At 66.2% G+C, this 24,611-nt stretch carries 34 protein-coding genes and 1 pseudogene; 30 read left to right on the forward strand and 5 right to left on the reverse strand.

Features of this window, described 5'->3' with window-relative positions:
* The first annotated feature begins 81 nt into the window (after positions 1 to 81).
* From rpsC to ligA, 28 genes and pseudogenes are all read left to right on the forward strand, one after another.
* Positions 82 to 1,104 (forward strand): 30S ribosomal protein S3, encoded by a 1,023-nt coding sequence (rpsC, locus tag ABIR74_RS00530; protein ID WP_348174655.1) that lies wholly within the window; start codon positions 82 to 84, stop codon positions 1,102 to 1,104.
* A complete protein-coding gene (gene rplP, locus ABIR74_RS00535) occupies positions 1,104 to 1,529 on the forward strand; it encodes a 50S ribosomal protein L16 (RefSeq protein WP_348174656.1) in 426 nt (141 codons plus the stop codon). The genes rpsC and rplP overlap by 1 nt, the downstream gene beginning before the upstream one ends.
* Complete coding sequence (rpmC, locus tag ABIR74_RS00540; protein ID WP_348174657.1) at positions 1,519 to 1,719, forward strand: 50S ribosomal protein L29; 201 nt, start codon at positions 1,519 to 1,521, stop codon at positions 1,717 to 1,719. The genes rplP and rpmC overlap by 11 nt, the downstream gene beginning before the upstream one ends.
* A 1-nt stretch (position 1,720) precedes the next feature.
* Positions 1,721 to 2,692 (forward strand): 30S ribosomal protein S17, encoded by a 972-nt coding sequence (rpsQ, locus tag ABIR74_RS00545; protein ID WP_348174658.1) that lies wholly within the window; start codon positions 1,721 to 1,723, stop codon positions 2,690 to 2,692.
* Positions 2,689 to 3,057 carry a 50S ribosomal protein L14 gene (rplN, locus tag ABIR74_RS00550; RefSeq protein ID WP_348174659.1) on the forward strand — a complete coding sequence of 123 codons (369 nt, stop codon included), beginning with the start codon at positions 2,689 to 2,691 and terminating at the stop codon, positions 3,055 to 3,057. Before rpsQ ends, rplN begins: the two co-directional genes overlap by 4 nt.
* An 11-nt stretch (positions 3,058 to 3,068) precedes the next feature.
* Entirely contained in the window at positions 3,069 to 3,422 is a 354-nt protein-coding gene (gene rplX / locus ABIR74_RS00555) for a 50S ribosomal protein L24 (RefSeq protein WP_348174737.1), read from the forward strand.
* The gene (gene rplE, locus ABIR74_RS00560) at positions 3,422 to 3,997 is read left to right on the forward strand and encodes a 50S ribosomal protein L5 (RefSeq protein ID WP_348174660.1); all 576 of its coding nucleotides are present in this window, start codon (positions 3,422 to 3,424) and stop codon (positions 3,995 to 3,997) included. Before rplX ends, rplE begins: the two co-directional genes overlap by 1 nt.
* 2 nt (positions 3,998 to 3,999) lie before the next feature.
* A complete protein-coding gene (locus ABIR74_RS00565; RefSeq protein WP_348174661.1) occupies positions 4,000 to 4,185 on the forward strand; it encodes a type Z 30S ribosomal protein S14 in 186 nt (61 codons plus the stop codon).
* 179 nt (positions 4,186 to 4,364) lie between these two features.
* A complete protein-coding gene (gene rpsH, locus ABIR74_RS00570) occupies positions 4,365 to 4,760 on the forward strand; it encodes a 30S ribosomal protein S8 (RefSeq protein ID WP_348174662.1) in 396 nt (131 codons plus the stop codon).
* A 4-nt stretch (positions 4,761 to 4,764) separates the two neighbouring features.
* Positions 4,765 to 5,301: a 50S ribosomal protein L6 gene (rplF, locus tag ABIR74_RS00575; RefSeq protein WP_348174663.1), complete on the forward strand. Its 537-nt coding sequence runs from the start codon at positions 4,765 to 4,767 to the stop codon at positions 5,299 to 5,301.
* A complete protein-coding gene (rplR, locus tag ABIR74_RS00580; protein ID WP_348174664.1) occupies positions 5,298 to 5,651 on the forward strand; it encodes a 50S ribosomal protein L18 in 354 nt (117 codons plus the stop codon). Before rplF ends, rplR begins: the two co-directional genes overlap by 4 nt.
* Positions 5,648 to 6,250: a 30S ribosomal protein S5 gene (rpsE, locus tag ABIR74_RS00585; RefSeq protein WP_348174665.1), complete on the forward strand. Its 603-nt coding sequence runs from the start codon at positions 5,648 to 5,650 to the stop codon at positions 6,248 to 6,250. Before rplR ends, rpsE begins: the two co-directional genes overlap by 4 nt.
* On the forward strand, positions 6,247 to 6,432 hold the full coding sequence (gene rpmD, locus ABIR74_RS00590; RefSeq protein WP_348174666.1) for a 50S ribosomal protein L30: 186 nt from the start codon (positions 6,247 to 6,249) through the stop codon (positions 6,430 to 6,432). The genes rpsE and rpmD overlap by 4 nt, the downstream gene beginning before the upstream one ends.
* Positions 6,433 to 6,434: 2 nt before the next feature.
* Positions 6,435 to 6,896, forward strand: a pseudogene (gene rplO / locus ABIR74_RS00595) (50S ribosomal protein L15); the annotation flags it as partial.
* Positions 6,897 to 7,054: 158 nt separating this feature from the next.
* The gene (gene secY, locus ABIR74_RS00600) at positions 7,055 to 8,308 is read left to right on the forward strand and encodes a preprotein translocase subunit SecY (RefSeq protein WP_348174667.1); all 1,254 of its coding nucleotides are present in this window, start codon (positions 7,055 to 7,057) and stop codon (positions 8,306 to 8,308) included.
* Between the two features lie 5 nt (positions 8,309 to 8,313).
* A complete protein-coding gene (locus ABIR74_RS00605) occupies positions 8,314 to 8,886 on the forward strand; it encodes an adenylate kinase (protein WP_348174738.1) in 573 nt (190 codons plus the stop codon).
* On the forward strand, positions 8,883 to 9,668 hold the full coding sequence (map, locus tag ABIR74_RS00610; RefSeq protein WP_348174668.1) for a type I methionyl aminopeptidase: 786 nt from the start codon (positions 8,883 to 8,885) through the stop codon (positions 9,666 to 9,668). Before ABIR74_RS00605 ends, map begins: the two co-directional genes overlap by 4 nt.
* A gap of 123 nt (positions 9,669 to 9,791) precedes the next feature.
* Entirely contained in the window at positions 9,792 to 10,013 is a 222-nt protein-coding gene (gene infA / locus ABIR74_RS00615) for a translation initiation factor IF-1 (protein ID WP_348174669.1), read from the forward strand.
* A 35-nt stretch (positions 10,014 to 10,048) separates the two neighbouring features.
* Positions 10,049 to 10,162, forward strand: a complete 114-nt coding sequence (gene rpmJ / locus ABIR74_RS00620; RefSeq protein WP_114795975.1) for a 50S ribosomal protein L36 — start codon at positions 10,049 to 10,051, stop codon at positions 10,160 to 10,162.
* Between the two features lie 9 nt (positions 10,163 to 10,171).
* Positions 10,172 to 10,546, forward strand: coding sequence for a 30S ribosomal protein S13 (gene rpsM / locus ABIR74_RS00625; RefSeq protein ID WP_348174670.1), 375 nt, complete (start codon positions 10,172 to 10,174; stop codon positions 10,544 to 10,546).
* Positions 10,547 to 10,954, forward strand: coding sequence for a 30S ribosomal protein S11 (rpsK, locus tag ABIR74_RS00630; RefSeq protein ID WP_348174671.1), 408 nt, complete (start codon positions 10,547 to 10,549; stop codon positions 10,952 to 10,954).
* Positions 10,954 to 11,574, forward strand: coding sequence for a 30S ribosomal protein S4 (rpsD, locus tag ABIR74_RS00635; RefSeq protein WP_348174672.1), 621 nt, complete (start codon positions 10,954 to 10,956; stop codon positions 11,572 to 11,574). The genes rpsK and rpsD overlap by 1 nt, the downstream gene beginning before the upstream one ends.
* 87 nt (positions 11,575 to 11,661) lie before the next feature.
* A complete protein-coding gene (locus ABIR74_RS00640) occupies positions 11,662 to 12,636 on the forward strand; it encodes a DNA-directed RNA polymerase subunit alpha (RefSeq protein ID WP_348174673.1) in 975 nt (324 codons plus the stop codon).
* 3 nt (positions 12,637 to 12,639) lie between these two features.
* The gene (rplQ, locus tag ABIR74_RS00645) at positions 12,640 to 13,014 is read left to right on the forward strand and encodes a 50S ribosomal protein L17 (protein ID WP_348174674.1); all 375 of its coding nucleotides are present in this window, start codon (positions 12,640 to 12,642) and stop codon (positions 13,012 to 13,014) included.
* Between the two features lie 104 nt (positions 13,015 to 13,118).
* Positions 13,119 to 13,475: an NfeD family protein gene (locus ABIR74_RS00650; protein WP_348174675.1), complete on the forward strand. Its 357-nt coding sequence runs from the start codon at positions 13,119 to 13,121 to the stop codon at positions 13,473 to 13,475.
* Between the two features lie 22 nt (positions 13,476 to 13,497).
* The gene (truA, locus tag ABIR74_RS00655) at positions 13,498 to 14,232 is read left to right on the forward strand and encodes a tRNA pseudouridine(38-40) synthase TruA (protein ID WP_348174676.1); all 735 of its coding nucleotides are present in this window, start codon (positions 13,498 to 13,500) and stop codon (positions 14,230 to 14,232) included.
* 28 nt (positions 14,233 to 14,260) lie between these two features.
* Positions 14,261 to 14,899: an HAD-IA family hydrolase gene (locus tag ABIR74_RS00660; RefSeq protein ID WP_348174677.1), complete on the forward strand. Its 639-nt coding sequence runs from the start codon at positions 14,261 to 14,263 to the stop codon at positions 14,897 to 14,899.
* A complete protein-coding gene (gene ligA, locus ABIR74_RS00665; RefSeq protein WP_348174678.1) occupies positions 14,892 to 16,901 on the forward strand; it encodes an NAD-dependent DNA ligase LigA in 2,010 nt (669 codons plus the stop codon). The genes ABIR74_RS00660 and ligA overlap by 8 nt, the downstream gene beginning before the upstream one ends.
* A 52-nt stretch (positions 16,902 to 16,953) precedes the next feature.
* Here ligA and dacB read toward each other — a convergent pair whose 3' ends face one another.
* Positions 16,954 to 18,159, reverse strand: coding sequence for a D-alanyl-D-alanine carboxypeptidase/D-alanyl-D-alanine-endopeptidase (gene dacB, locus ABIR74_RS00670; RefSeq protein WP_348174679.1), 1,206 nt, complete (start codon positions 18,157 to 18,159; stop codon positions 16,954 to 16,956).
* 4 nt (positions 18,160 to 18,163) lie between these two features.
* The gene (locus ABIR74_RS00675; protein ID WP_348174680.1) at positions 18,164 to 19,228 is read right to left on the reverse strand and encodes a 3D domain-containing protein; all 1,065 of its coding nucleotides are present in this window, start codon (positions 19,226 to 19,228) and stop codon (positions 18,164 to 18,166) included.
* 218 nt (positions 19,229 to 19,446) lie between these two features.
* Between ABIR74_RS00675 and ABIR74_RS00680 the strand changes: the two genes are divergently transcribed.
* Positions 19,447 to 20,574, forward strand: coding sequence for an NlpC/P60 family protein (locus ABIR74_RS00680; RefSeq protein WP_348174681.1), 1,128 nt, complete (start codon positions 19,447 to 19,449; stop codon positions 20,572 to 20,574).
* A 24-nt stretch (positions 20,575 to 20,598) separates the two neighbouring features.
* Here ABIR74_RS00680 and ABIR74_RS00685 read toward each other — a convergent pair whose 3' ends face one another.
* A complete protein-coding gene (locus tag ABIR74_RS00685) occupies positions 20,599 to 22,362 on the reverse strand; it encodes a long-chain fatty acid--CoA ligase (protein ID WP_348174682.1) in 1,764 nt (587 codons plus the stop codon).
* Positions 22,363 to 22,442: 80 nt separating this feature from the next.
* Between ABIR74_RS00685 and ABIR74_RS00690 the strand changes: the two genes are divergently transcribed.
* A complete protein-coding gene (locus ABIR74_RS00690; protein WP_348174683.1) occupies positions 22,443 to 23,306 on the forward strand; it encodes a Ku protein in 864 nt (287 codons plus the stop codon).
* Positions 23,307 to 23,368: 62 nt separating this feature from the next.
* Here ABIR74_RS00690 and ABIR74_RS00695 read toward each other — a convergent pair whose 3' ends face one another.
* Together ABIR74_RS00695 and ABIR74_RS00700 are read right to left on the reverse strand one after the other, a co-directional pair.
* The gene (locus ABIR74_RS00695) at positions 23,369 to 23,542 is read right to left on the reverse strand and encodes a hypothetical protein (RefSeq protein WP_348174684.1); all 174 of its coding nucleotides are present in this window, start codon (positions 23,540 to 23,542) and stop codon (positions 23,369 to 23,371) included.
* A 274-nt stretch (positions 23,543 to 23,816) separates the two neighbouring features.
* The gene (locus tag ABIR74_RS00700) at positions 23,817 to 24,557 is read right to left on the reverse strand and encodes a Nif3-like dinuclear metal center hexameric protein (RefSeq protein WP_348174685.1); all 741 of its coding nucleotides are present in this window, start codon (positions 24,555 to 24,557) and stop codon (positions 23,817 to 23,819) included.
* Between the last annotated feature and the right edge of the window lie 54 nt (positions 24,558 to 24,611).

The following is a 24,611-nucleotide window of genomic DNA, read 5'->3' on the forward strand; positions in this document are numbered from 1 at the left end:
AGCCCCGGTCTCGGAGACTCCCGCTGCCGTCGAGAAGCCGAAGCGCAAGTCGCCGGCGAAGAAGAAGGAGGCTGTTGCCTGATGGGCCAGAAGATCCATCCTGGCGGCCTACGCGTCGGTGTCATCCACGACTGGAAGTCGAACTGGTACACCGGCAAGAAGGAGTTCGCCGACTACATCCTCGAGGATGTTCGCATCCGCGAGCACATCAACGGCAAGCTTTCCCACGCTGGCCTTTCCGACATCCTGATCCGGAAGGACAAGCAGCGGATCACGGTCGACATCTATACCGCGCGCCCCGGGATCGTGATCGGCAAGTCGGGAGTCGAGGTCGATGCGCTTCGTAAGGAACTGCACGCGATCACCGGCAAGTCGGTTCACATCAACATCAACGAGATCAAGCGTCCCGAGCTCGATGCTCAACTCGTCGCGCAGTCGATCGCCGAGCAGCTGCAGAACCGTGTCTCGTTTCGGCGTGCAATGAAGAGGGCTCTCGCTTCGGCAATGCGGTCGGGTGCTCAGGGAATCAAGATCCAGTGCGGCGGGCGGCTGGGCGGCGGCGAGATGAGCCGCGTCGAGCGATACACCGAGGGTCGCGTGCCGTTGCACACGATCCGCGCCGACATCGACTACGGCTTCGCCGAGGCACGGACGACGTTCGGACGGATCGGCGTCAAGGTCTGGGTCAACAAGGGCGAGATCATGCCGGAAGGCTACGAAGGCACGTCCACCGGGAAGGAGACTCGTCTCGGCGACCAGGATCAGGCGCGGCGCAAGCGCGGTGGCGCTGCAGAGGGCCTCGGCGCCTCGCGCGAGAGCGGTCGCGGTCGCAGTCAGGATCGAGAGGGTCTCGGCCTCGTCAAGAAGGGCCGACGCGGCCCGGGCGGCGGCGGAGCACCCGGTGGCGGACGTCCTCCGGGTGGTGGGCGTGGCCCACGGCCGGGTGGCGGTCAGGCTCGCCCTTCGGGTGGACAGGGTGGCGGTCCGCGGCCGGCACGGTCCCAGCGCCCGCCGCGCCAGGCTGAACCTCCGGCTCCCGAGCAGACGGACGCGCCGATGCCGGACGTGACGCCCGAGGCTCCGGCAGAGGGGACTGATTCCTGATGTTGCTGCCCAAGAAGACCAAGCATCGGAAGCACCATCGCGGCCGCCGTGACGGCTTCGCGAAGGGTCAGACGACCGTTCAGTTCGGCGACTACGGGATCAAGGCCCTCGAGGACGGCTGGATCACCAACCGGCAGATCGAGGCTGCTCGTATCGCGATGACGCGCAAGATCAAGCGTGGCGGCAAGGTCTGGATCAACATCTTCCCGGACAAGCCGTTCACCAAGAAGCCCGCCGAGACGCGCATGGGCTCGGGTAAGGGATCACCCGAGGGCTGGGTCGCTGTCGTCAAGCCAGGCCGTGTGCTTTTCGAGCTCGCCGGCGTCGACGAGGCTCTTGCGCGCGAGGCGTTGCGCCTCGCAGCCCAGAAGCTGCCGATGAAAGTGAAGTTCGTGAGGCGGGAGGCTGATCTCTTTGAAAGCTAGCCAGCTACGTGACATGACGGACGAGGAGCTCGAGGAGAAGATGGTTGCAACCCGCAAGGAGCTCTTCAATCTCCGCTTCCAGTCGGCCACCGGCGCGCTCGAGAACAGCGCCCGGCTGCAGTCGGCAAAGCGCGAGATCGCCCGCATCCTGACCGTGAAGACCGAACGTGAGCGACTGGGGAAGATCTGAGATGGCAGAACGAAAGAAGAAGACAACCGAGAAGGTTCCGGTCGACACCGCGGAGGTCGAAGCGGTCGTCGTCGAGCCAGTCGCCGAGGACGCCTCCGAGATCGCTGACGAGGTCGTCGCGGTCGAAGAGGCGATCGACGAGGCTGTTGCCGAGGACATCGCCGAGGTCGTTGCCGAGGTCGCCGAGGCGGAGGAGGCCATTGACGCCGCCGTCGTCGCGGACGCCGGGGAGATCGCTGCCGAGGTCGTAGCCGTCGAGGAAGTGATCGAGGAAGCAGCCGCGGAAGCGACCGCGGCCGATCTCGAGGCCGGCGTGGAGGCAGAGGAAGCTGTCGTCGAGGCCGTCGCCGATGGCGAGATCACGGCCGAGGAAGGCGCGGAGGCAATCGAGGTGATCGAGGAGGTTGTCGCCGAGGCGGTTGCCGAGGAGGCCGTCGAGGCCGCCGTTGTCGAGGAGGCGATCGAGGAGGCTGCTGCCGAGGTGATCGCGGAGGAGGTCGTTGAGGCCGCCGTTGTCGAGGAGGCGATCGAGGAGGCTGCCGCTGAGGTGGTTGCCGAGGAGGTCGTCGAGGCCGCAGCGGAGAAGGTTCCTGCCCCGCAGTCAGGGCCGAAGCAGAAGAAGAAGCGGCTCCCTCGCGCGCTCCGTCCGCAGAAGACGCGTCCGATGCGTGAGAAGGCGACCGAGCGCAAGCCGATCGTCCGACTCGAGAAGCCGGAGCACGAGCGCGGTCGCAGCCAGGAGCGCCAGGGCACGGTCGTGTCGGCCGCGATGGACAAGACGATCGTCGTCAAGGTCGAGGTGACGAAGTCGCACCGGAAGTACAAGAAGGTCGTTCGTCGGTCGGTCAAGTTCCACGCGCATGACGAGGGCAACACCGCCAACGTCGGCGACGTCGTCCGCATCGTCGAGACGCGCCCGCTTTCGGCAACGAAGCGCTGGCGCCTGACCGAGATCGTCGAGGTAGCCAAGTGATCCAGCAGGAGAGCCGACTCAAGGTCGCCGACAACACCGGCGCCCGCGAGATCCTCTGCATCCGCGTGATGGGAGGATCGCACCGTCGCTACGCCCGCGTCGGCGACATCATCGTTGCTACCGTGAAGGCCGCGACACCGCAGGGCACGGTCAAGAAGGGCGAGGTAGTGAAGGCCGTTATCGTCCGGACGAAGAAGCCCTACGGTCGTAGCGACGGCACGCTGATCGGCTTCGACGAGAACGCCGCCGTCATCATCGATGCACAGTTGAACCCGCGCGGAACCCGCATCTTCGGGCCGGTCGCACGGGAGTTGCGCGAGAAGAATTTCATGAAAATCGTCAGCCTGGCTCCAGAGGTTCTCTAATGGCAACAACCATGAAGATCAAGAAGGGCGACACCGTCCAGGTGCTCTCAGGCAAGGATCGCGGCAAGCAGGGCCGTGTCATCGAGGCACGCCCGAGTGAGGGTCGCGTCATCGTCGAGAACCTCAACCTCGTGAAGCGGCACCGCAAGCCGGCACCCGTGCGCGATACGTCTCGCATGGGCGGTGCGCAGATGACGCCCGGCGGCATCTTCGAAAAGGCATCGCCGCTCGACGTCAGCAACGTGATGCTCGTCTGCCCGACCTGCAAGCAGGCGTCGCGCACCGGTGTGCATGTCAAGGAGATCAAGGGCAGCATCGTTCGCGTCCGATTCTGCAAGCGCTGTAACGAGGAGATCGATCGCTGATGGCCGCCACCGAGACATATGTCGCGCGCCTCAAGCAGCGCTACGACGACGAGATTCGCCCCGCCCTGAAGGACGAGCTCGAGCTCGACTCGGTCATGCAGGTCCCCAAGGTGACCAAGATCACGCTCAACATGGGTGTCGGCGAGGCGAAGACCGACGCGAAGGCAATGGACGCTGCGATCGAGGAGCTCTCGACGATCGCGGGGCAGCACGCGCAGGTCAGGCGCGCCCGGAAGTCGATCGCGAGCTTCAAGCTCCGCGAAGGCATGGCCGTCGGCGCCAGGGTCACTCTGCGCGGCGCCAAGATGTACGAGTTCCTCGACCGACTCGTCTCGATATCGCTTCCGCGGATCCGCGACTTCCGGGGACTCAACCCGGACTCGTTCGACGGCCGGGGCAACTACTCCCTCGGCATCAAGGAGCAGATCATCTTCCCGGAGATCGACTACGACAGCGTGCAGTCGATCCGCGGCCTCGACATCGCTATCACCACAACGGCGGAGAACGATGACCAGGCGCGCGCGCTCCTGCGCCACCTCGGTCTGCCGTTCGCAGCCGAAAGCAGAAGGGATTAAAAGTGGCAAAGACCTCACTCCGCGTCAAGCAGAAGCGGACGCCGAAGTACAAGACCCAGGCGTACACGCGGTGCAACCGTTGCGGTCGCCCGCGTGCCGTCTACAAGAAGTTCAAGCTCTGTCGGATCTGCCTGCGCGAATTGGCACACCAAGGAGCCATTCCAGGTATGACCAAGAGTTCCTGGTGATGAAAACCATATCTATGGTTCCGCCTTCGGTGGACACGATCTCATGGGGATGAATCACCGTATCCAAGGGAAGAGATTCGGCTCGGTTCGAGCCGACAATTATCCCGCCCATCGAGCATTTTCGCTCCGTGAAACAGCCGTTTCGCGAAGCGACAATGCAGCTGTTCCACGGAGCGAAAATGCTGACTGACCCAATTGCAGACATGCTGACCCGGATCCGCAACGCCAACAAGGCGATGCACGACAGCACCCAGATGCCTTCCTCGCGGATGAAGGAGGAGATTGCCCGCCTGCTCAAAGACGAGGGGTACATCAAGGACTTCAGGGTCGTCGAAGGCACTCCCTACTCCACGCTCGTAGTCGAGCTCAAGTTCGGCCGCAACCGCGAGCGCGTGATCACCGATCTCAAGCGCATCTCCAAGCCGGGCCGGCGCGTCTATGCGCCGAAGAACCGGCTCCCGCGCGTGCTCGGTGGTCTCGGTACCGCGATCCTGTCCACCTCGACCGGCGTGATCACCGGCCGTCAGGCCGCTGAGCGCGGCGTTGGCGGCGAAGTTCTCGCCTTCGTCTGGTAGCGCGATGAGTCGTATCGGGCGCAGGCCAATCGAGGTTCCGAGTGGTGTCACCGTCGAGGTGTCGCCGGGTGGAACGGTGAACGTGGAAGGCCCGCTCGGAAAACTCGAGCAGCAGGTCCCAGTCCGGATCTCGATCGTCCAGGAGGACGGCGTCCTCAACGTCACGCGACCCACCGACCGGGGAGACGATCGCGCGCTGCACGGACTCACGCGCACGCTCGTCGCAAACATGGTCGAGGGCGTCACGAAGGGATTCGAAAAGCACCTGGAGATCCAGGGCGTCGGGTACCGCGCACAGCTCAAGGGCAGCGACCTCGAGCTCGCCGTCGGCTACTCGCACTCCGTGACGATCACGCCGCGCGACGGCATCAGCTTCGAGGTGCCGATCCCCACGCAGATCATCGTCAAGGGCACTGACAAGCAGGCGGTCGGACAGATCGCCGCCGAGATCCGCAAGGTGCGGCCGCCCGAGCCCTACAAGGGCAAGGGAATCCGCTATCGCGACGAGCAGGTTCGGAGAAAGGTTGGGAAGCGCGCATGAGCTCTCTGTCGACGCGCGAAGCACGGCTTCGCCGCCATCGCCGCATTCGCGGCAAGGTTGCGGGAACGGCCGAAAGGCCGCGTCTCGCCGTGTTCCGCTCGAACAAGGGCATCTTCGCCCAGTTGATCGACGACCGGGAGGCACGCACGCTGGCGGCCGCCGGCTGGCTCCAGCTGAAGGACTTCTCCGGCAACAAGTCAGAACAGGCAGCCGAGGTGGGCAAGCAGCTCGCCGCGTCCGCGAAGGCAGCAGGCATTACCGCCTGTGTCTTCGATCGCGGCGGCTACCTCTACCACGGCCGTGTCAAGGCGCTCGCCGACGGCGCGCGCGAAGGAGGACTTGAGTTTTGAGCACGTTTGGGGTAGCTGAGACGCGCGAGTTGAAGGAACGCGTGATCGAGATCAACCGCGTCGCCAAGGTCGTCAAGGGCGGCCGGCGGTTCTCGTTCACGGCACTCGTTGTCGTCGGGGACGAGACCGATCGGGTCGGCGTCGGATACGGGAAGGCGCGCGAGGTTCCGCTCGCCATCTCCAAGGCCGTCGACGACGCGAAGAAGAACATGTTCACGGTGCCGAAGCACGGCACCACGATCACGCACGAGATCCTCGGCGAGTTCGGAGCTGCACGCGTCTTCCTCCGGCCCGCAAGTGAGGGTACGGGCGTCATCGCGGGCGGCGGAGTGCGTGCCGTCCTCGAGCTCGCCGGTATCCGTGACGTTCTCGCGAAGAGCCTAGGCACGACGAACCCGATCAACATGGCGAAGGCCACCGTGGACGGGCTCAAGCACCTGCGGCGGCCGGAGGACATCGCACGGCAGCGCGGCAAGACGATCCGTGAAGTGCTGCCGCTGCCGCGTGGGTACGACGCAGTCACGGTGGCCGCTGCGGCCGCCGCTGCTGCTGAGGCCGAGGCGCCTTCCGACGCTGACGCGGTGGAGGTGCCGGCATGACCACGGTGAAAGTCACTCAGATCAGGAGCACGATCGGCCAGAGCAAGGCGCACCACGGCACCATCAGGGCGCTCGGCCTCGGCAAGATCGGTCGCAGCGCGGAGCACACCGAGTGCGCCGAGCTGGCCGGCCAGTTGCGCCACGTTGCTCATCTCGTCAAGGTCGAAGGGAAGGACGCGTAGACATGGCCGAGGAGCTCAATCTCCACAGCCTCAAGCCGGCACAGCCGCGCAAGGCACGCAAGCGGGTCGGCCGCGGCATGGGCTCCGGCAAGGGCCGCTACTCCGGTCGCGGGATCAAGGGCCAGAAGTCACGCTCCGGGTCGCACATGATGCCGGCCGGGTTCGAGGGTGGGCAGATGCCGATCGACATGCAGCTCCCGAAGCTCCGGGGGAACACGTCTGCCGACGCAATGCCGATCGGGCCATTCCGCACCTACACGCAGCCCGTCAACCTCCGTGACCTCGAGGCCCGCTTCGAAGCGGGCGCCGAGGTGACTCCCGACGCACTCGTCGAGGCCGGGTTGATCAAGAACACGAAGATCGACATCAAGATCCTCGCCTCCGGTGATCTCACGAAGAGCCTCAGCGTCACGGCACACGGCTTCTCGAAGACCGCGAAGGAGAAGATCGAGGCAGCGGGCGGAACGGTCACGTGGTTGCGCGGCGAGCCCGTCGCCAAGAAGCCGAAGAGGGCCAAGGCGAAGCGGCCCCACGCGGCCGAGGAGGCTGCGGTCGAAGATGTCGCGGTCGAGATCGTCGAGGAGGCACCCGAGGCTGCGGCCGACGAGGCAACCGCTGAGTAATGCTGAGCTGGCTCGGAAACGCCTGGCGCGTCCCTGAACTTCGACGTCGAATTCTCTTCACGGCGTTCATCCTTGCCATCTATCGGCTGGGGTCGTGGCTGCCTGCCCCGGGCGTCGACGCGGCCGCGATCGAGAACTACTTCAACGGCCAGGGAGGCTCGATTCTCGGGCTTTTGAACCTGTTCTCCGGTGGTGCACTCTCGCAGTTCTCCCTCTTCGCGCTCGGGATCATGCCGTACGTCACGGCGTCGATCATCGTGCAGTTGATGACGGTCGCCGTGCCGAAGCTCGCCGAACTGCAGAAGGAAGGCGAGTCCGGGTACGCCAAGATCAACCAGTACACGCGGTATCTCACGGTCGTGCTCGCCGCGCTGCAGGCCTTTGGTTACGCGGTGCTCTTTCAGCGGCAGGACGCGCTCGAGGCCAACGCCGGCCGAATGACGCTCATCGTCGTCTCGTTGACGACGGGCACCGTTCTCCTGATGTGGCTCGGCGAGCAGATCACGAAGCGCGGGATCGGCAACGGCATCTCGATCCTCATCCTTGCCTCCATCCTCACGAGCCTTCCGATCGGGATCAGCGCCTGGTGGAACGGCGGGCCGATGGAGCGCATCTTCTTCCCGCTCATCGCTCTTGCCATCGTCGCCTCCGTCGTGTTCGTCCAGGAAGGGCAGCGTCGGATCCCCATCCAGTACGCGCGCCGCCAGGTAGGCAGGCGGATGACGACGGGCGGCGCGACGTATCTGCCGCTACGCATCCTCATGGCCGGAGTGATCCCGGTCATCTTCGCGGCTGCTCTGCTCGCGTTCCCGGCGACGATCGCGCAGTACTTTCCGGCGACGCAGGAGTTCATCAACGATCACTTCCAGCCCGGCAACATCACGTATCTGCTGATCGAGGCCTCGCTGATCATCCTCTTCACGTACTTCTACACAGCGGTGCAGTTCAACCCCGTGGAGCAAGCCGACAACCTCCGCAAGTACGGCGGCTATATCCCCGGCATCCGGCCTGGCCCGCCGACGGCGCAGTACCTCGACCGCGTGATGACGCGGCTGACCCTTCCCGGCGCGCTCTTCCTCGCGCTGGTCGCTATCTCGCCAAGCCTCTTCATCCGCTTCTTCGGGTTCTCCCAGGCGAGCTCCGGCGCCCTCGGCGGTACGTCCGTGCTGATTGCGGTTGGCGTTGCACTCGACACCATGCGCCAGATGGAGAGTCAGATGATGATGCGCAACTACGAGGGCTTCCTCAAATAGCCACGATCAACGTCCTCGTTCTCGGGCCACAGGGATCCGGGAAGGGCACGCAGGCGAAGCGGATCTGCGCAGCCCACGGCATCCCTCACGTCTCGACAGGGGACATGTTTCGTGCCGCGATCTCAGAAGGAACGGATCTCGGCCGCCAGGTCGAGCCGATTCTCGCGTCTGGCGAGCTCGTCCCGGACGAGCTGACCGTCGCCCTCATCCGTGAGCGGCTCTCACGGGATGATGCGAGCCGCGGTTTCGTCCTCGACGGCTTCCCGCGCAATCTCCTCCAGGCAGAGGAGCTCGACCAGATGCTCGAGGCGATCGGAAGGCCGCTCGACACGGTGCTCTTCTTCGACCTCGATGACGAGACGGCGACCGTTCGCGCGCTCGGGCGCGCCCACGAGGAAGGTCGGACAGACGATACGCCCGAGGTGATGGCACGGCGGCTCGCTATCTATCACGAGCAGACCGAGCCGGTGATCGAGCGGTACATCGCCGCCGGAACGCTTCACACCCTCGCTGCGGATCGGGGTGTCGACGACGTTTTTGCCGAGATCGAGGACGCTCTCCGTCAGGTCGCCCGGTGATCATCCGCAAGGGGCCAGAGGAGATCGAGCGGATCGCGCGCGCAGGTGACCTCGTCGCCGCGACGATCTCCCATGTCGGCGAGCACCTGCGCCCGGGCATCACGACGGGTGAGCTCGACGACATCGCCGGCGCGTTCGTCACCGCGCACGGCGGCGTCTCCGCCTCGAAGGGCTACCACGGGACATACCCCGCCGAGATCTGCATCTCCCCGAACTCGATGGTCGTCCACGGGATCCCAGGCCCCTATGTCGTCAGGGACGGTGACCTGGTCACGATCGACGTCGGGATCGTCCTCGAGGGGGCGTTCGGCGACAGCGCGTACACGTTCGGCGTCGGGGAGATCGACCCGGAGGCGCAGCGCCTTCTCGACACCTGCCAGGCGGCCCTAGCGGCCGGTATTGCGCAGGCGCAGCCGGGGAACCGGATCGGGGACGTCTCGTTCGCCGTCCAGACGGTGGTCGAACAAGCGGGCTTCTCCGTCGTTCGAAGCCTCGTCGGTCACGGCGTCGGCCGGCACTACCACGAGGATCCGCACGTGCCGAACTTCGGCCAGCCCGGCCGAGGACCGAAGCTCACGGCCGGGATGACGATCGCGATCGAGCCGATGATCACGGTCGGATCGCCTGAGGTCTACCTCCACGACGACGGTTGGTCGATCTCGACGGAAGACGGCTCGCTCGCCGCGCACTTCGAGCACACGGTCGCAATCGCAGCATCGGGACCTCGCATTCTCACCCCGCGCGTCGGAATCGCGGTCGAGACTGCGAGTTTGCTACAGTAAGCGGCCCGCGGCGTGGCCGTCTCGCTGCGCAATGGGATTCGTCAGACGGTTCGGTTTCACCGTTTTCGTTCGTGCCCCCGAAGCGGGGGCTCCATCACCACAAGACGTTCGCGCGAGGGAAGGGTGGCAGTCAAGGAAGAGAAGATCGAGGTCGAAGGCGAGGTCGTCGAGGCGCTCCCGAGCACGATGTTCAGGGTGCAGCTCGATGAAGGACATGTGGTTCTCGCCGCGATCTCCGGGAAGATGCGCAAGCACTACATTCGCATTCTCCCTGGCGACCGAGTCAAGGTCGAGCTCTCTCCCTACGATCTCACACGCGGCCGTATCACGTTCCGACACCGCTGACTCGTCACCACACAACCGCCACCGAGGAATTCACGATGAAAGTCCGCCCATCAGTCAAGCCAATGTGTGAGCGCTGCCGCGTGATCAAGCGGCATGGGCGCACCATGGTGATCTGCGTCAACCCACGGCACAAGCAAAGGCAGGGCTGAGAACCACTAATGGCTCGCATCGCAGGCGTCAACCTCCCGAATCAGAAGCGTCTCGAGATCGGGCTCACCTACATCTACGGCATCGGCCAGTCGACCGCGCAGAAGATCTGCAAGGCGCTCGCGCTCGATCCCGACCAAAAGATCAAGGATCTGACCGACGACGAGATCACGAAGCTCCGCGCCTACATCGACGACCACGTCGAGGTCGAGGGTGACCTGCGTCGCGAACGATCCCAGGCACTCAAGCGACTGGCCGAGATCGGCTGCTATCGCGGCATCCGGCATCGTCGTGGACTTCCGGCTCGCGGCCAGCGCACCAAGACCAACGCTCGTACACGCAAGGGCCCGAAGAAGACGGTCGGACGCGGGAAGAAGGGGAAGTAGATGGCACCTCCTCGTAAAGCAGCGGCTGCTCGCGGTCGCACGCGCCGGCGCGTCAAGAAGAACATCGCGATCGGCCAGGCCCACATCAAGACATCGTTCAACAACACGATCGTGTCGCTCACGGACAAGGATGGAAACGTGATCGCCTGGGAGTCGGCCGGATCGGCCGGGTTCAAGGGTTCGCGCAAGTCCACGCCGTTCGCAGCACAGGTCACGGCGGACAACTGCGCACGCAAGGGAATGGAGCACGGTTTGCAGAAGGTCGAGGTCTTCGTCAAGGGGCCGGGCTCCGGCCGCGAGACGGCGATTCGCTCGCTGCAGGCAGCCGGGCTCGAGATCCTGGGCGTCAAGGACGTCTCCCCGCAGGCGCACAATGGCGTCCGGCAGAAGAAGCGGAGGCGCGTCTAATGGCTCGCGACCTCGGCCCCAAGTGTCGGCTCTGCCGCCGCGAGGGCATCAAACTGTTCCTCAAGGGCGAGCGCTGCCTGACCGAGAAGTGCGCCATCGAGCGCCGCTCCTATCCGCCGGGTGAGCATGGCCGCGGCCGGATCAAGCAGAGCGAGTACCTGCTGCAGCTGCGCGAGAAGCAGAAGGCGCGCCGCTACTACGGTTTGCTCGAGAAGCAGTTCCGCAACACCTACGAGAAGGCAACGAAGGGCCTCGGCGCCCCCGGCGAGAACCTGCTTCGGATGCTCGAGACCCGTCTCGACAACGTCGTTTACCGGCTCGGCTTCGCGGGCTCCCGCGCACAGGCGCGGCAGCTCGTTCGCCACGGCCACTTTCAGGTCAACGGCCGTCGGGTCAACATCCCGAGCTTCGCCGTTCGCCCGAACGACGTGATCACGTTGAAGTCGGGCAGTGCTGCGGCGCCGCTCGTGCGCGACGCGACCGACCTCACCGCCTCCGTTGCACCGTGGCTGCAGGCAGATCACGAGGGTCTCGCCGGCAAGGTGCTTCGCTGGCCCGAGCGGGCGGAGATCGACACCCCCGTGCAGGAGTCACTCATCGTCGAGCTGTACTCGAAGTAGACCTCGGAGAGGCACGCCTCTCTGGACCGTATGGGTGAGGCGCAACCCCGGCCGCTCGCCCGCTGTGAAGAACACGAAAGGATCGCATTGGCAACTCGTTCAAGCCTGATGGAATTCCAGATTCCCCGCATCGTCAGCGAAGAGGGCGACAATCATCGCGGCGTGTTCGCGATCGAGCCCCTCGACCGCGGATTCGGCTACACGTTCGGTAACTCGCTCCGCCGCGTCCTACTTTCGTCACTCGAGGGGACGGCTGTGACCGCGGTGAAGATCGAGGGCGTGTCGCACGAGTTCACGACGCTCCCCGGCGTGCGCGAGGACGTCACCGACATCATCCTCAATCTCAAGAGCCTGATCTGCCTGCTCCACGGCGAGTCACCCGAGGTCGAGGTGCACATCTCCAAGAAGGGTCCCGGCATCGTCACCGCTGCCGACATCGAGGCGCCCGCCGACCTCGAGATTCTCAACCCGGAGCTCGAGATCGCTCAGCTCGCCGCGAAGGGCAAGCTCGAGATGACGCTCACGATCGGTCGTGGCCGCGGCTACATGCCGGCCGACGTGAATCGTGGCACGGAGACCATGACGATCGGTGTGATTCCGATCGACTCGATCTTCTCGCCGGTGCGTAGGGTCGCGTACGAGGTCGAGTCCGCTCGTGTCGGTCAGCGCACCGACTTCGACAAGCTCGTCCTCGACGTTACGACGGACGGTTCGATCGAGCCGCGTGATGCCATCGGTCAGGCCGCAGACATCCTGATTCGGCAGCTCGCGATCTTCACCGATCTCGACGCGATCGAGGGCTTCAGCGAAGCTGCGATCGAGGCAGCTGCCGAGGCGTCGACCTCGCACGGGATGGAGAACTTCCCGATCGAGGAGCTCGAGCTCGGTGTCCGTTCCTACAACTGCCTCAAGCGCGTCGGCATCGAAACGATCGGCGATCTCACCTCCAAGTCCGAGGCCGAGCTCGCCGCGATCCCGAACTTCGGTCGCAAGTCGGTCGAGGAGGTGCGCGAGACCCTCGCCGCCCACGGGCTGACACTCAAGGGCGAGGAGCTCGTTTAAGTCATGCGACACGCACGCGCAGGCAAGAAGCTCGGCCGGGATTCAGCTCACCGCAAGGCGCTGTACTCCAATCTCGCAGGCGCGCTGATTCAGCACGGCCGGATCAAGACGACCGAGGCGAAGGCGAAGGCGGTCAAGCCGTACGCCGAGAAGATGGTCACGCTCGGCAAGCGTGGTGACCTTCACGCGCGACGCCAGGCGATGGCTGAGCTTCGCTCGAACGATGTCGTGCACCACCTGTTCCTGAATGTCGCTCCGCGCTTCGCGGAGCGGAACGGTGGCTACACGCGCATCGTCAAGCTCGGGCCGCGCCCGGGTGACGCAGCGCCGATGGTGTTGCTCGAGTTCGTCGATTATGACCCGGCTGCTGCTGCCTGACCTGACACGGTCGAAGCTGATTCGAGGGGCGCCCGCGGGCGCCCCTCGTCGTTCTCGCGGGACCAGTGCTCCCTGACCCTCATGCCGACCCGTACGCTTCACGCATGCTCACGCTGATCGCGCTCATCTTCGCGCTCCTGTTCCTCTCGTCGCCCTGGAACGTCGTCGTCGTCGTCGTTGCCATCGTGATCGATGTCGTCGAGGTTCTCGTCTTCCTGTGGTGGTCGCGTCGACAGCGCCGCGAGGGGCCTCCGGCAGTCGGGGTGGAGGCACTCGTCGGGCGCCGTGGCGTCGCGTCGTCGCGCCTCACGGCGGGGACGCCCGAGGAGACCGGGCAGGTGCGGGTCGACGGGGAGATCTGGGGTGCTCGCTCCCGTGCGACGATCGAACCGGGCTCGAGCATCATCGTCCGTGCCGTCGACGAACTCGTGCTCGAGGTCGATCCCGCTCCAGAGCGGTAGAAGCCTGGTACAACGATCGGCCGTGGCACTGCTCAGGCTCACACTCGAGTACGACGGCGGCGCGTTCCATGGTTGGGCAAGGCAGCCCGACCAGCGAACCGTCGAGGGCGCTCTGCGCGAGGCGCTCGACGTCATCTACCCTCGCGGCTGGAGCGACCTGGCGGTTGCCGGCCGCACCGACACGGGGGTTCACGCGACCGGGCAGGTCGCAAGCGTGCACGTCACGGCCGGCGCGCCGGCCGTGAAGGCTGCCGAGGCACTGAACACGGCTCTGCCCGCGGACGTTTCGGTGCTCGCGGTCGAGGATGCGCCCGAGGGCTTCCATGCGCGCTTCTCGGCCACGGCGCGCTCGTACCGTTACGTCGTGCTCAATCGCCCCGCGCGGTCGGCGCTCGAGGTTCGGAGCTCGCTCTGGTGGCCGCGACCCGTCGAGCTCGAGCGACTGCAGGAATGTGCCGCTTTGCTCCCGGGGGAGCACGAGTTCACGGCGTTCACGCCGGTCGAGAGCCAGCACGAGGTGTTCGTGCGGATCGTCCGCGAGGCGGCCTGGGAACGGCGCGGCGACCACCTGCATTTCACGGTCACGGCTGACTCGTTCCTACGGCACATGGTGCGGACGCTCGTCGGGACGATGCTGCAGAGCAGCCCGGAGCGGTTTGCTCGGCTTCTCGACGGTCGGCCCCGGTCAGAGGGTGGGGCGACCTCGCCTCCGCATGGGCTGTACCTCGTGGGAGTCGAGTACGCGTCTCACGAGTGACGCGTGCTGGCGTCGATACGATCGGGCGGTGCGCTACCGCGTCATCCTCTTCGACCTCGATGGCACGCTGATCGACTCTGGGCCGATCATCATGGCCTCGATGCGCCATGCGTCTGTCACCGTTCTTGGCCGCGAGCCCGATGAGGAGGCTGTGCGTGCAGCCATCGGTGGACAAGGGCTCGTGTCTCAGATGCGTGACCTCGACCCTGATCGCGTCGACGAACTGATCGACGTCTATCGTGCCCACAACGAGCCGTTGCACGCGACGCTCGAGACGTTCGACGGGATCCCCGAGCTCCTGCGCGAGCTCGTCGAGCGCGGACACCAGCTCGGGATCGTGACAGCAAAGCGGCGCTCGACCGTTCACCTCGCCTTCGACCGGTTCCCGTTTCTCGCCGAGTTGACCGACGTTCTCATCGGCTCCGACGACACCGAGCGGCACAAGCCTGATCCCGACCCGGTGCTCGAGGCCCTGCGCCGTCTCGGTGCGACCCCGGACGAGGCGGTCTACGTGGGCGACTCGCCGTTCGACATCAACGCCGGGAACGCCGCGGGCGCGTACTCGATAGCGGTTGGCTGGGGTGGGATCCATCCCGACGAACGGCTTCTTGCTGTAGGGCCGGATGCCCTCGTTCAGCATCCGGGGGAGATCCTCGCGCTTGTCTGACGCCTCGGCACGGATCGATGAGCTCCGGCGAGTGATCGAGCACCACGCCTACAGGTACCACGTCCTCGACGACCCCGAGATCCCCGACGCGGCCTATGACGCGCTCTACGACGAACTGCAGTCACTCGAGGACGAGCATCCCGAGCTGATCGCTGCGGACTCACCCACGAGGCGGGTCGGTGCCGCCCCCGCAGCAGGCTTCACGAAGGTCGAGCACCTCACTCCGATGGGATCGCTCGAGAAGGTGACGACGAGCGAGGCGCTCGAGAAGTGGGCGGCGGACGTGCAGAAGCGTCTCGGCACCGACGAGCCGGTCGCCTACGTGATCGAGCCGAAGATCGACGGGTCCGCGATCTCGCTCATCTACGAGGAGGGCGTGCTCGTGCGCGCAGCAACGCGTGGTGACGGGTTCCGAGGTGAGGACGTGACCGCGAACGTCCGCGCGATCGAGGCGGTCCCGCTGCGCATGCGGGTGCCGGACGGTGAGAGACCACTGCCGCTCTTCGAGGCGAGGGGAGAGGTCTACTTCCCGCTCTCGGGTTTCGCGCGGTTCAATGCCGCCCAGATCGACGCAGGCAAGAAGGAGGCACCTAACCCCCGCAACGCCGCGGCGGGATCGCTCCGTCAGCTGAACCCGGCGATCACCGCCGAGCGGCCGCTGTCGCTCTGGATCTACGGCGCCGGTATCCACGAGGGCGCGACGCCCGTGACGCACTTCGAGATGCTCGGCTGGCTGCGCGAGCGGGGCTTCCGGACGAACCCGCACGCAGAGCGCTTCGAGACGATCGCGGAGGTTGCGAGCGCGTGCGAGGCCTGGGAGAGCCACCGGGCTGACCTGGACTACGAGATCGACGGCATCGTGATCAAGGTCGACTCCTTCGCGCAGCAGCAGCGCCTCGGAGCGCTGCACGAACGGCCGCGGTGGGCACGGGCGTTCAAGTGGGCACCCTCGACGGCGATCACGACGTTGACGCGCATCCACATCCGGGTCGGGCGGACGGGCGCGCTGAACCCGTGGGCCGAACTCGAGCCCGTCCAGGTCGGCGGTGTCACCGTCACGAGCGCGACCCTGCATAACGAGGAGGACATCAACCGTAAGGGGATTCGCGAGGGCGACCTCGTGATCGTGCAGCGCGCCGGCGATGTGATCCCGCAGGTCGTCGGGCCGGCAGGCGAGCATCGGCCCGGAACCGTCGAATGGAAGATGCCGTCGCACTGTCCGCTCTGCGGGATCGAGGTCGTGAAGCCCGAGGGGGAGGTCAAGCATCGTTGCCCCAATCGTGCGTGCCCCTCGCGTGGCCTCGAGACGTTGATCCATTGGGTCAGCGCCGCGATGGACATCGAGGGCGTGGGCGAGCAGTTCGTGCGCAAGCTCTGGGACGAGGGGCTGTTGCGCTCGATGCCCGACCTCTATCGGCTCACGTCGGAGCAGCTGCTCGAGATCGGGGGCTACGGCGAGATCTCTGCGACGAATGCGGTCGCTGCGATCGAGCGGTCGAGAGCGCAGCCGTTCTCACGCGTCCTCTTCGGTCTCAACATGCCGAAGGTGGGGTGGGTGCTCGCGCGCAATCTCGCGAGGCACTTTGGCACGATCGACGCGCTTGTCGGCGCGACGCAGGAGGACCTCGAGGAGGCGGAGGGAATCGGGCCCGATCGCGCCGAGCTGATCGCCGAATGGTTCGCCGACGAGGAGAATCAGGCCCTCGTCGATGATCTACGCTCGCTCGGGCTGCAGTTCGAGGTGGGGGAGGCCGAGCGCGCCGTCGTCGGCCCGCTGACCGGCTCGCAGTACGTGATCACGGGCACCCTCGACGGCTACACGCGCGAGGAAGCCAAGGCCGCCCTCGAGGCGCTCGGCGCGAAGGTGTCGGATTCGGTCTCGAAGAAGACGACGGGCGTGATCGTGGGCGAGAGCCCCGGCTCGAAGGCGGCGAAGGCTGAGAAGGCGGGCATCCCGATCCTCGGCGAAGCCGAGTTGCGGGCGCTCCTCGACGGCTCGTAGTCTGATCGAGTAACTCTGGCGACCGGCTGAAGCCGGTCGCCATTGCCTTCACTCAGCCGATCGGCGTCGTTGTAGCAAGGATCGTCACGAACCGATCTTGCGCGCCCCGAGCCGCCCACGACGGCACCGGGTTCCCGTTCTGGAGCACCGCAAACACGATCTTTGCCCCGATCAGCCCGGACAGCGTGCAGGCGAGGTTCGTCGTGCCGGTCTTCCCCTTCACGACGCCACGAAGGGCCGGGAGGCGATCGCCCAACGTGCCGCTGTTGCCGCTGACGGCGAGGGAGTCGACGAACGCGCGCGCGATGGACGGATCTGTGGCCCCGGCACGGAGCACGCCTACGAGGGCTGCCGCCGTGAGGCGGTCGAGGCTCGAGAGGCCCGACCCGTCGACGATACGCACCCCTGCGACCGGGATCCCCGCCGCCCGCATCGTCGCGATCACGATCTTACCGCCGCCCGCCGACGTGCCGGCCTGGCCCGCGGCTGCGGGGAGTTGCTTGAGCAGCATCTCTGCATAGAAGTTGTCGCTCTCCTGGTTCATGTGCTTCACGACCCCTGCGAGGGGGTCGGACGTGTCCGAGGCGAGTGTCGTCGCCGCAGCGGGAGCGACGCCGAGTCCCGGGCGTCCAGCCACGACGACACCACGTCGCCCGAGAGCGTCACGAAGCGCCCGAGCGGCGAGCAGGGGCGGCGAGAGCGCCGGCCAGCCCTGTGCGCGATCGACGATCAGGGCCGAGAGCGGCGGCGTCTCACGGAGGAGGAAGGTCGACTTCCACCCGGCCACCGCCCGCCTCGAGTCATAGAACGTCTCGTCGCCGAGGATCCTGCCCGTGACCGAACGGATGCCGCGCCCGCGGATCGTTGCGGCGAGTCGGTCGATGTCGGCCGAGGCGAGCGTCGGATCGCCGAAGCCCTTGAGTACGAGGTCGCCGTCCCACGCCGACCCGGCGCGCCGCCCGACGCCGTAGACCTCGGTGTGAAAGCGGTATCCCGTCCCCAGGCGCGTGAGGGCTGCGAAGGAGACGGGGATCTTCTCGTTCGAGGCGGGGGCCAACGGAACGTCGCTGTTGTGGGCGTAGATCGTCTCGCCGTTCGACATGTCGATCGCCAGGGCGGCCGTCTTGCCGAGCGACAGGGATGTCCCGGTCAACGCCTTCGTCAGTCGTGGCTCGAGGCCATTTGCGCCGAGCGCCGTGGCCGCGGCACCGAGGACGCACGCCACGGCGAGCGCAGCGAGACATACCCGAATCCTCACAAGCTCACCCGTAGATCGTGATCGTGACCGTGCGTCGTCCCCAGGCTCGCGCCTGCGCCGTGCTCGGCATCCAGAGGTCGATGATGTTGCCCTTGATTGCCGTGCCCACGTCCGCCGCGACCGCTGGCCCGTATCCGGGCACGAAGACCCGCGTGCCGAGGGGGATCACGCTCGGGTCGACGGCGATCACGCCCACACCGACGGGCAGGCCGCTGGCCGTCCTCCCCGGGAGGTGATACGCGACAGCGTCGGCGACGAGGGTGCGCGTCCCCTGCATCGGTGAGGCAGAAGGTGCCGCCGCCTCCGGCACCGGAGCGTCCTCGGACGCGCTTTGCGCGGAAGCGGCCTCGGTGGTCGTCTGCGTCGCGGCGGTCGACGCGATCCTGGCCGATCGGCGCTCGGCTGCCTGCGCTTGCGCCTCGAGCGCCGCGAGTCGCGTCGTCGTCAGCGATCGCGCGCGGCGAACTGCGGCAACGGTTGCGCTTCGCCCCGCTACGGCTGCTTCGAGGTGCGCAACGCTCGCGCGCGCGGCATTCTCGGCGCGTGTCAGGTTCGTGCGCTCCTCGGCGAGCTGCGTCTTGAGTCCGACGAGCTTCCGGGCGTGGGCCGTGGCCTCGACGCTGAGCCGCCGGTTCTGGGCCGTCGCTCGCGAAAGGCCCTCGATCCCCGCGACCGCCTCCTCGAGCGATGTGGCGCCCAGAATCACCGAGATCGGATCGGGCTCGCCCTGGATGTAGAGCGCGCGCAGGAGCATCGCCACGCGCGCCTGCGACGCTTTGAGGGAGCGGCGGACGATCTCCGTGCGAGCGGCGAGGCTCCGCTCGTTCTGCTCGAGGAGCGCGGATCGCTCGGTGAGCGCCGCCGCGTCGCTCCGCGCGCGCGCAAGCGCCGACTCTGCCGCATAGAGCTCGAGGAGGATCGCAGACTCCGAGCGTCCAAGCGCTGCCACCCGTTCGGCGAGCGCCGGCGCGGCTTCGGCGCCGCCTGCGGACGGTGTCGAGACGGTGACCAGAGCGCCGGTTGCGACAGCCGCCGCGAGCAGCGGCCATCGTGAGTTCAGCGCTCGCACAAGGCGTAGACCGTAGCAAAACCGCCGCCGTCAACGGGCCAGAAAGCGGTAATTTACAGGGGTTTCACTACCTTCCCGGTTGCAGTCGGCCGCGAGCGCTGCTAGAGTGCGCCCCTCGGATGGGCTTCGCCGCTTTTGGAGGTGCCTTTCGACGATCGAACCGGCTTATGAATAGTTCGAGAACGCGACAGGCTCCGGCCAAAATCCTCGCCGTTGCGGTGGTCTGTCTTTCGGTCCTGACCCTCGCCTCCTCATCGACTGCCGATCCGTCGATCAAGTCGAAGCGAGCGCAGGCTCAGGCGGTTCTGGCCCAGATCGAGGCGGCACACCCGCAACTCGAGCAGGCGATCGAGACGTATAACTACGCGAACGTGCAGTTGAAGGAGATCGACGCCGATCTGAGTTCGAACGCACGACATCTCGTCGTTGCGAGGAAGAGTCTCGGTGTAGCACAGGAGCACATCGCAGACAGGTTGCGGGCGCTGTACGTGAACGGCGACGGCGGCGGTGCGGTCGAGGTCATTCTCGGAGCCGAGAGCCTCGACGATCTCCTCGGGCGCCTCGACATGGTGCAGCGCGTCGGCAGTCAGGACGCGAAAGTTCTCAAGGATGTGACGCAGTTCCGCAAGGAGGTCAAGCAGCGCCGCACGAACCTGAAACGCGCGCGCATCTCGCAGGAACGGATCGTCGCGCAGCGGGCGAGCCAACAGCGGGCGATCGAGAGCCAGATTGCACAGCAGCAGCGGATGCTCGCCGGGCTGCAGAGTGAGATCCGCCAGCTCCAGGCCGAAGAGGCCCGACGTCAGGCCCAGATCGAGGCTCAGGCAAGAGCGCGACTCGACGCACAGGCGCGCGCGGCGGAGTCCGCTTCCCGCGCTCAGGCAGCTCAGGCAGCTCAGGCAGCGCAGGCGACGCAGACAGCGCAGGCGACCGTCGCCCCGGATTCCTCCTCGTCGATCGCCCCGCAGGACAGCGCCGAGGAGCTCATTCCGACCGCTTCGCCCGCGAAGTACGGTGGTGTCGTCGCCATCGCGATGCAATACCTCGGCGTTCCCTACCTCTGGGGTGGTATGAGTCCGAGCGGCTTCGATTGCTCAGGTCTCGTTGCGTACGTCTTTGCGCAGGTCGGCGTTTCCCTCCCGCATCACGCCGCCTCGATCTACAACTACGGAACGCCGCTTTCCCAGTCGGATCTTCAGCCGGGCGACCTCGTGTTCTACAACGGCCTCGGTCACATGGGCATCTACATCGGCGGTTCCCAGTACATCCACGCGCCCCAGACCGGCGATGTGGTCAAGATCTCGAGCATCTACCGCTCGGGCTGGGTCGGCGCGCGTCGTCTCTAGCCCGCTCCGTTCGGGTGTCGAGCGTTACGCGTCGTAGAGTGACTCGACGACGTCAGCGAAGTGCTCCAGGATCGGCTTTCGCTTCAGCTTCAGGGTCGGCGTCATCTCATCGTGCTCCATCGTGAAGTCGCGCGGCAGGATCGCGAAGCGCTTGATCTGCTCGTAACGTGATCGGTCGCGGTTCGTGTCGTCGACGACTACCTGGATGAGTTCACGGACACGGTCGTCGGAGGCGAGTTCGTCCGGGCCATCCGCGATGCCCTGAGCGTCGGCCCACTTCCCGATCTCGATCGCGTCGAGCGTGATCAACGCTGCGGGATACGGCCGGCGATCTCCCACGACGACCGCCTGCGAGACGTACTTCGAGGCCTTCAGGTCGTTCTCGATGTTTTGCGGGGCGATGTTCTTGCCACCCGCGGTGACGAGGATGTCCTTCTTGCGATCGGTGATCGTCACGAACCCGTCCGCGTCGATCTCCGCGATGTCGCCCGTGTGCACCCAGCCGTCGGCGTCGAGGACATCTGCGGTCGCCTCCGGCTCCTTGTAGTAACCGGCGAAGACGGTTTCGCTCTTGACGAGCAGCTCGCCGTCTTCGGCCAGACGAAGCTCGGTGCCGGGGAACGCCTGCCCGACGGTGCCGAAACGCCAGTTCTGGGGCGTGTTCGTCGTGACGCCCGTCGTGCACTCGGTCAGCCCGTAGGCCTCGAGGATGCGGATCCCGATCGCGTCGAAGAACTCCTCGATCTCCTTCGAGAGGGGCGCTCCGCCGGAGATGGGCGTGCGGAGACGTCCGCCGAGGCGAGCGCGAATCTTTGTGAACACGAGTTTGTCGGCGACACGCAGCTTCAACGCAAGCGCTCCCGTGACGGGATTTCCAGCAGCCTCCCGCGCGCTCGCCTCCCTGCCGACGACGAGTGACCACTCGGCCAGTCGGCGCTTTGCGCCCGTCGCCTCGTCGATGGCACTGACGATCGCGGTATGGATCTTCTCGTACACGCGCGGGACACTCGGTAGCACCGTCGGGCCGAGCGTCGTCAGTGCGTCGGCGGTCTTGAGCGGATCCGGGAGGAACGCCGTGGTGTAGCCGACGTACGGGCCGGCGAGGTGCATCAGGCGGCCGAAGTTGTGCGCCAACGGGAGGTAGAGCAACATCAAGTCGTTCCCGTGGAAGTAGCCCGGGAGGCGGTCGACGACCGAGACCATCGCGTAGTAGTTCCTGTGTCGGATCATGCAGGCCTTCGGCGGTCCGGTCGTCCCCGACGTGTAGATGAACGTAAAGAGGTCGTCCTCGTCGATCGCGGCGATCGCCTCGTCGAGCGCCGACGGATGCTGTGCCTTGAACGCCACACCCTCTGCTTCGAGCGCGGCAAGGTCGGCGAACGTCAGGATGTGGCGGAGACGCGGAAGGGAGGCGCGCTCCGCGTCGACCTTCTCGACCTGTGTTGCGTCCTCGCAGAGAACGCCGACCGCCTCCGAGTGCGCGAGGACGTAGCCGACGTCCTTCGACGAGCTGTTCGCGTAGATTCCGGCACCGACCGCCCCGACCTGCGCCAGCGCGAAGTCGAACAGCGCCCATTCGAGTGTCGTGCGGGCAAGCGTCGCGAACGCGTCACCCTTCACGATCCCACGTGCCAGCAGGCCGTTCGCGAGGTTTTCCACGCGTGCTGCGGCCTGACCCCAGCTCACCTCGTGCCAGTGGTCGCCATGCTGGACAAGGTAGGCCGTCCCCTCGCGCTCTCCGGAGACTGCTTCCCGCCAGAGACGGGCGATCGTGCGATTGCTGTCCACGGTTGGCAATCTACTCGTCGGCGTGCAGGAACGGAAGTTTCGGGGCAGAATGAGGTCGGTCCCCGATCGATCGAGGAGCCATGCGTACGACCTGGAACGGATCACTCACATTCGGCCTCGTTAGCATCCCCGTCGGACTCGCGCCGGCGACGAAGCCTGCCGCCCGCCAGTCGGACGTCTCGTTCCGGCTGCTGCATCGTGAGTGCCTGACCCCGATCAAGCAGAAGCGCTTCTGTCCCAAGCACGACCGCGAGCTCGCACCTGACGAGATCGTGAAGGGGTGGGAGGCGTCGAAGGGCCAGTTCGTGCTGGTCGAGGAGGCCGAGCTCGAGGCGCTCGAGGGCCACGACGACTCGAGGTCGATCGAGATCTCGCAATTCGTGCCCGTCGAGCAGGTCGATTCGATCTGGCGCGATCGCGCCTACTTTCTCGTCCCGGGTACGACCCCCGCTCAGCGGCGGCCCTACCGCTTGCTTCTCGAGGCAATGAGTGAGACGGGTACGGGAGCTCTCGGGCGTTTCGTTCGCACCGGCCGGGAGTCGCTCTGCCTCGTTCGGTCGCGAGGCGAAGCGCTCGTGCTCGAGACGCTGTTCCTCTCGGAGGACGTGTACTCGGACGCGGAGATCAGCGAGGCAGTCGGGACGACGGAGGTCAAGAACCCCGAGCTCGCGCTTGCCCACCAGATCATCGAGAGCCTCGAGGGGACGTTCGATCCCACCGCACTGACGAGCTCGTACCGGCGTGACCTTCGCGCGCTACTCGAGGCGAAGCTCCACGGCGAGGAGCTGACACCGGTTGCGGACGCCGAGCCCGAGCGCGCACCGGCCGTCGATCTGCTCGAGGCCCTCAAGGCGAGCGTTGCCGCCGCCAAGGTCGGACGCCATACGCCCGCAACGCCGAAGAAGAAGGCGCCTGCGAAGCCGCGGGCACGCTCGAAGAGCTAGCGCTGCGCGGCGAAGCGCCGTCTCCCAGGGGAGAATCGACGCTCCGCGGCGCGCGAGCCGGCTCAGGCGTGCTGAACGACAGGCAGGCCGACGGCTTCGGCCTGAACCTGGAAAAGATGCTTGTCGATCTTGCCGTGGTAGATCGGCACACCTTCTTCGATACACAGCTTGATGATCACGTCACGGTCGATGCCGAGCTCGACCGACAGCTCCTCGGGCGTCAGATGATTCGCCATTCGGTGCCTCCTTCGAGCATCAAAAAAGCCCGCCGGCGCAAGGCGCGCAGTCGGGCTAACTCGACGCTCGGATTGTCAATGACAGGGGTCAACGGGCCTGCCTCCCGATTCTTACCATGGTTGCATTCAGGATACTCCTGCAGGAGGACGGACGCAATCCTGTGTGCTCGCGAGGGGAGAGCGTACCGCGAGCACACAGGATTGCGTCCTGCTTGTCGATCTGGGGCCTCGCCCCTCCCATGGCTGCGCCGACGGCCTCCCGCGCCACCAGGAGCTACACCGGGTTGTCGACCTCGAGATAGCGCCACTCGATCGAGAACGTCTCCGCGAGGTGGGCGGCGAGTGCCTGGACACCGAATCGCTCCGTCGCGTGATGGCCCGCCGCAATGAGATGGATGCCGAGCTCACGCGCCGTTGCGAGGTTCGGCTCCTCCGGCTCGCCGGTAAGCAGTGCGTCGAAGCCCTCGTGAGCCGCGCGGATCAGGTCATAGCCGGCTGCGCCGGTCGAGATCGCCAGGCGGTCGATCCGGTTCGGGCCGTGCGCGAACACGAGCGGGTCACGCTCGGTGGCCGCCGCGACGCGCCGAGCCAACTCCGAGACGGTGACGCCCGGAACAGTGGTGGCAAGGCCCACTCCTCCGAACGACCCGTCGGGCGTCGCCCCGATACGCGCGGCGAGCTGCGCGGAGTTGCCGAGCGTTGTGTGCGCATCCAGGGCGAGGTGGTAGGCGACGAGCGATGCTTTGGCGTCGAAGAGCGCCTCGAGTCGGCCGCGCTGTCGCGCGTCGATGAGGAGCGGCTCGTTGCGCCAGAAGAGCCCGTGGTGGACGAGGATCATGTCGGCTCCCTCTGCGCCGGCGCGCTCGAACAGCTCACGCGAGCTCGAGACACCGCACACGAGCAGAGTCACCTCGTCGTTCCCGACGACCTGCAGCCCCGGCGGGGCGAACTCGGGCCAACGCTCGACCTCGAGGAGCGCGTTGGCGTATGCGACGATCTCGTCCCGGCGGGCCACGCGCACAGTCTAGAAGGCACGAACCACGCTCTCCGAGATGCCCGAGCGGGTACC

This window comes from Gaiella sp. (genome assembly GCF_039915195.1).
Lineage (GTDB): Bacteria > Actinomycetota > Thermoleophilia > Gaiellales > Gaiellaceae > Gaiella.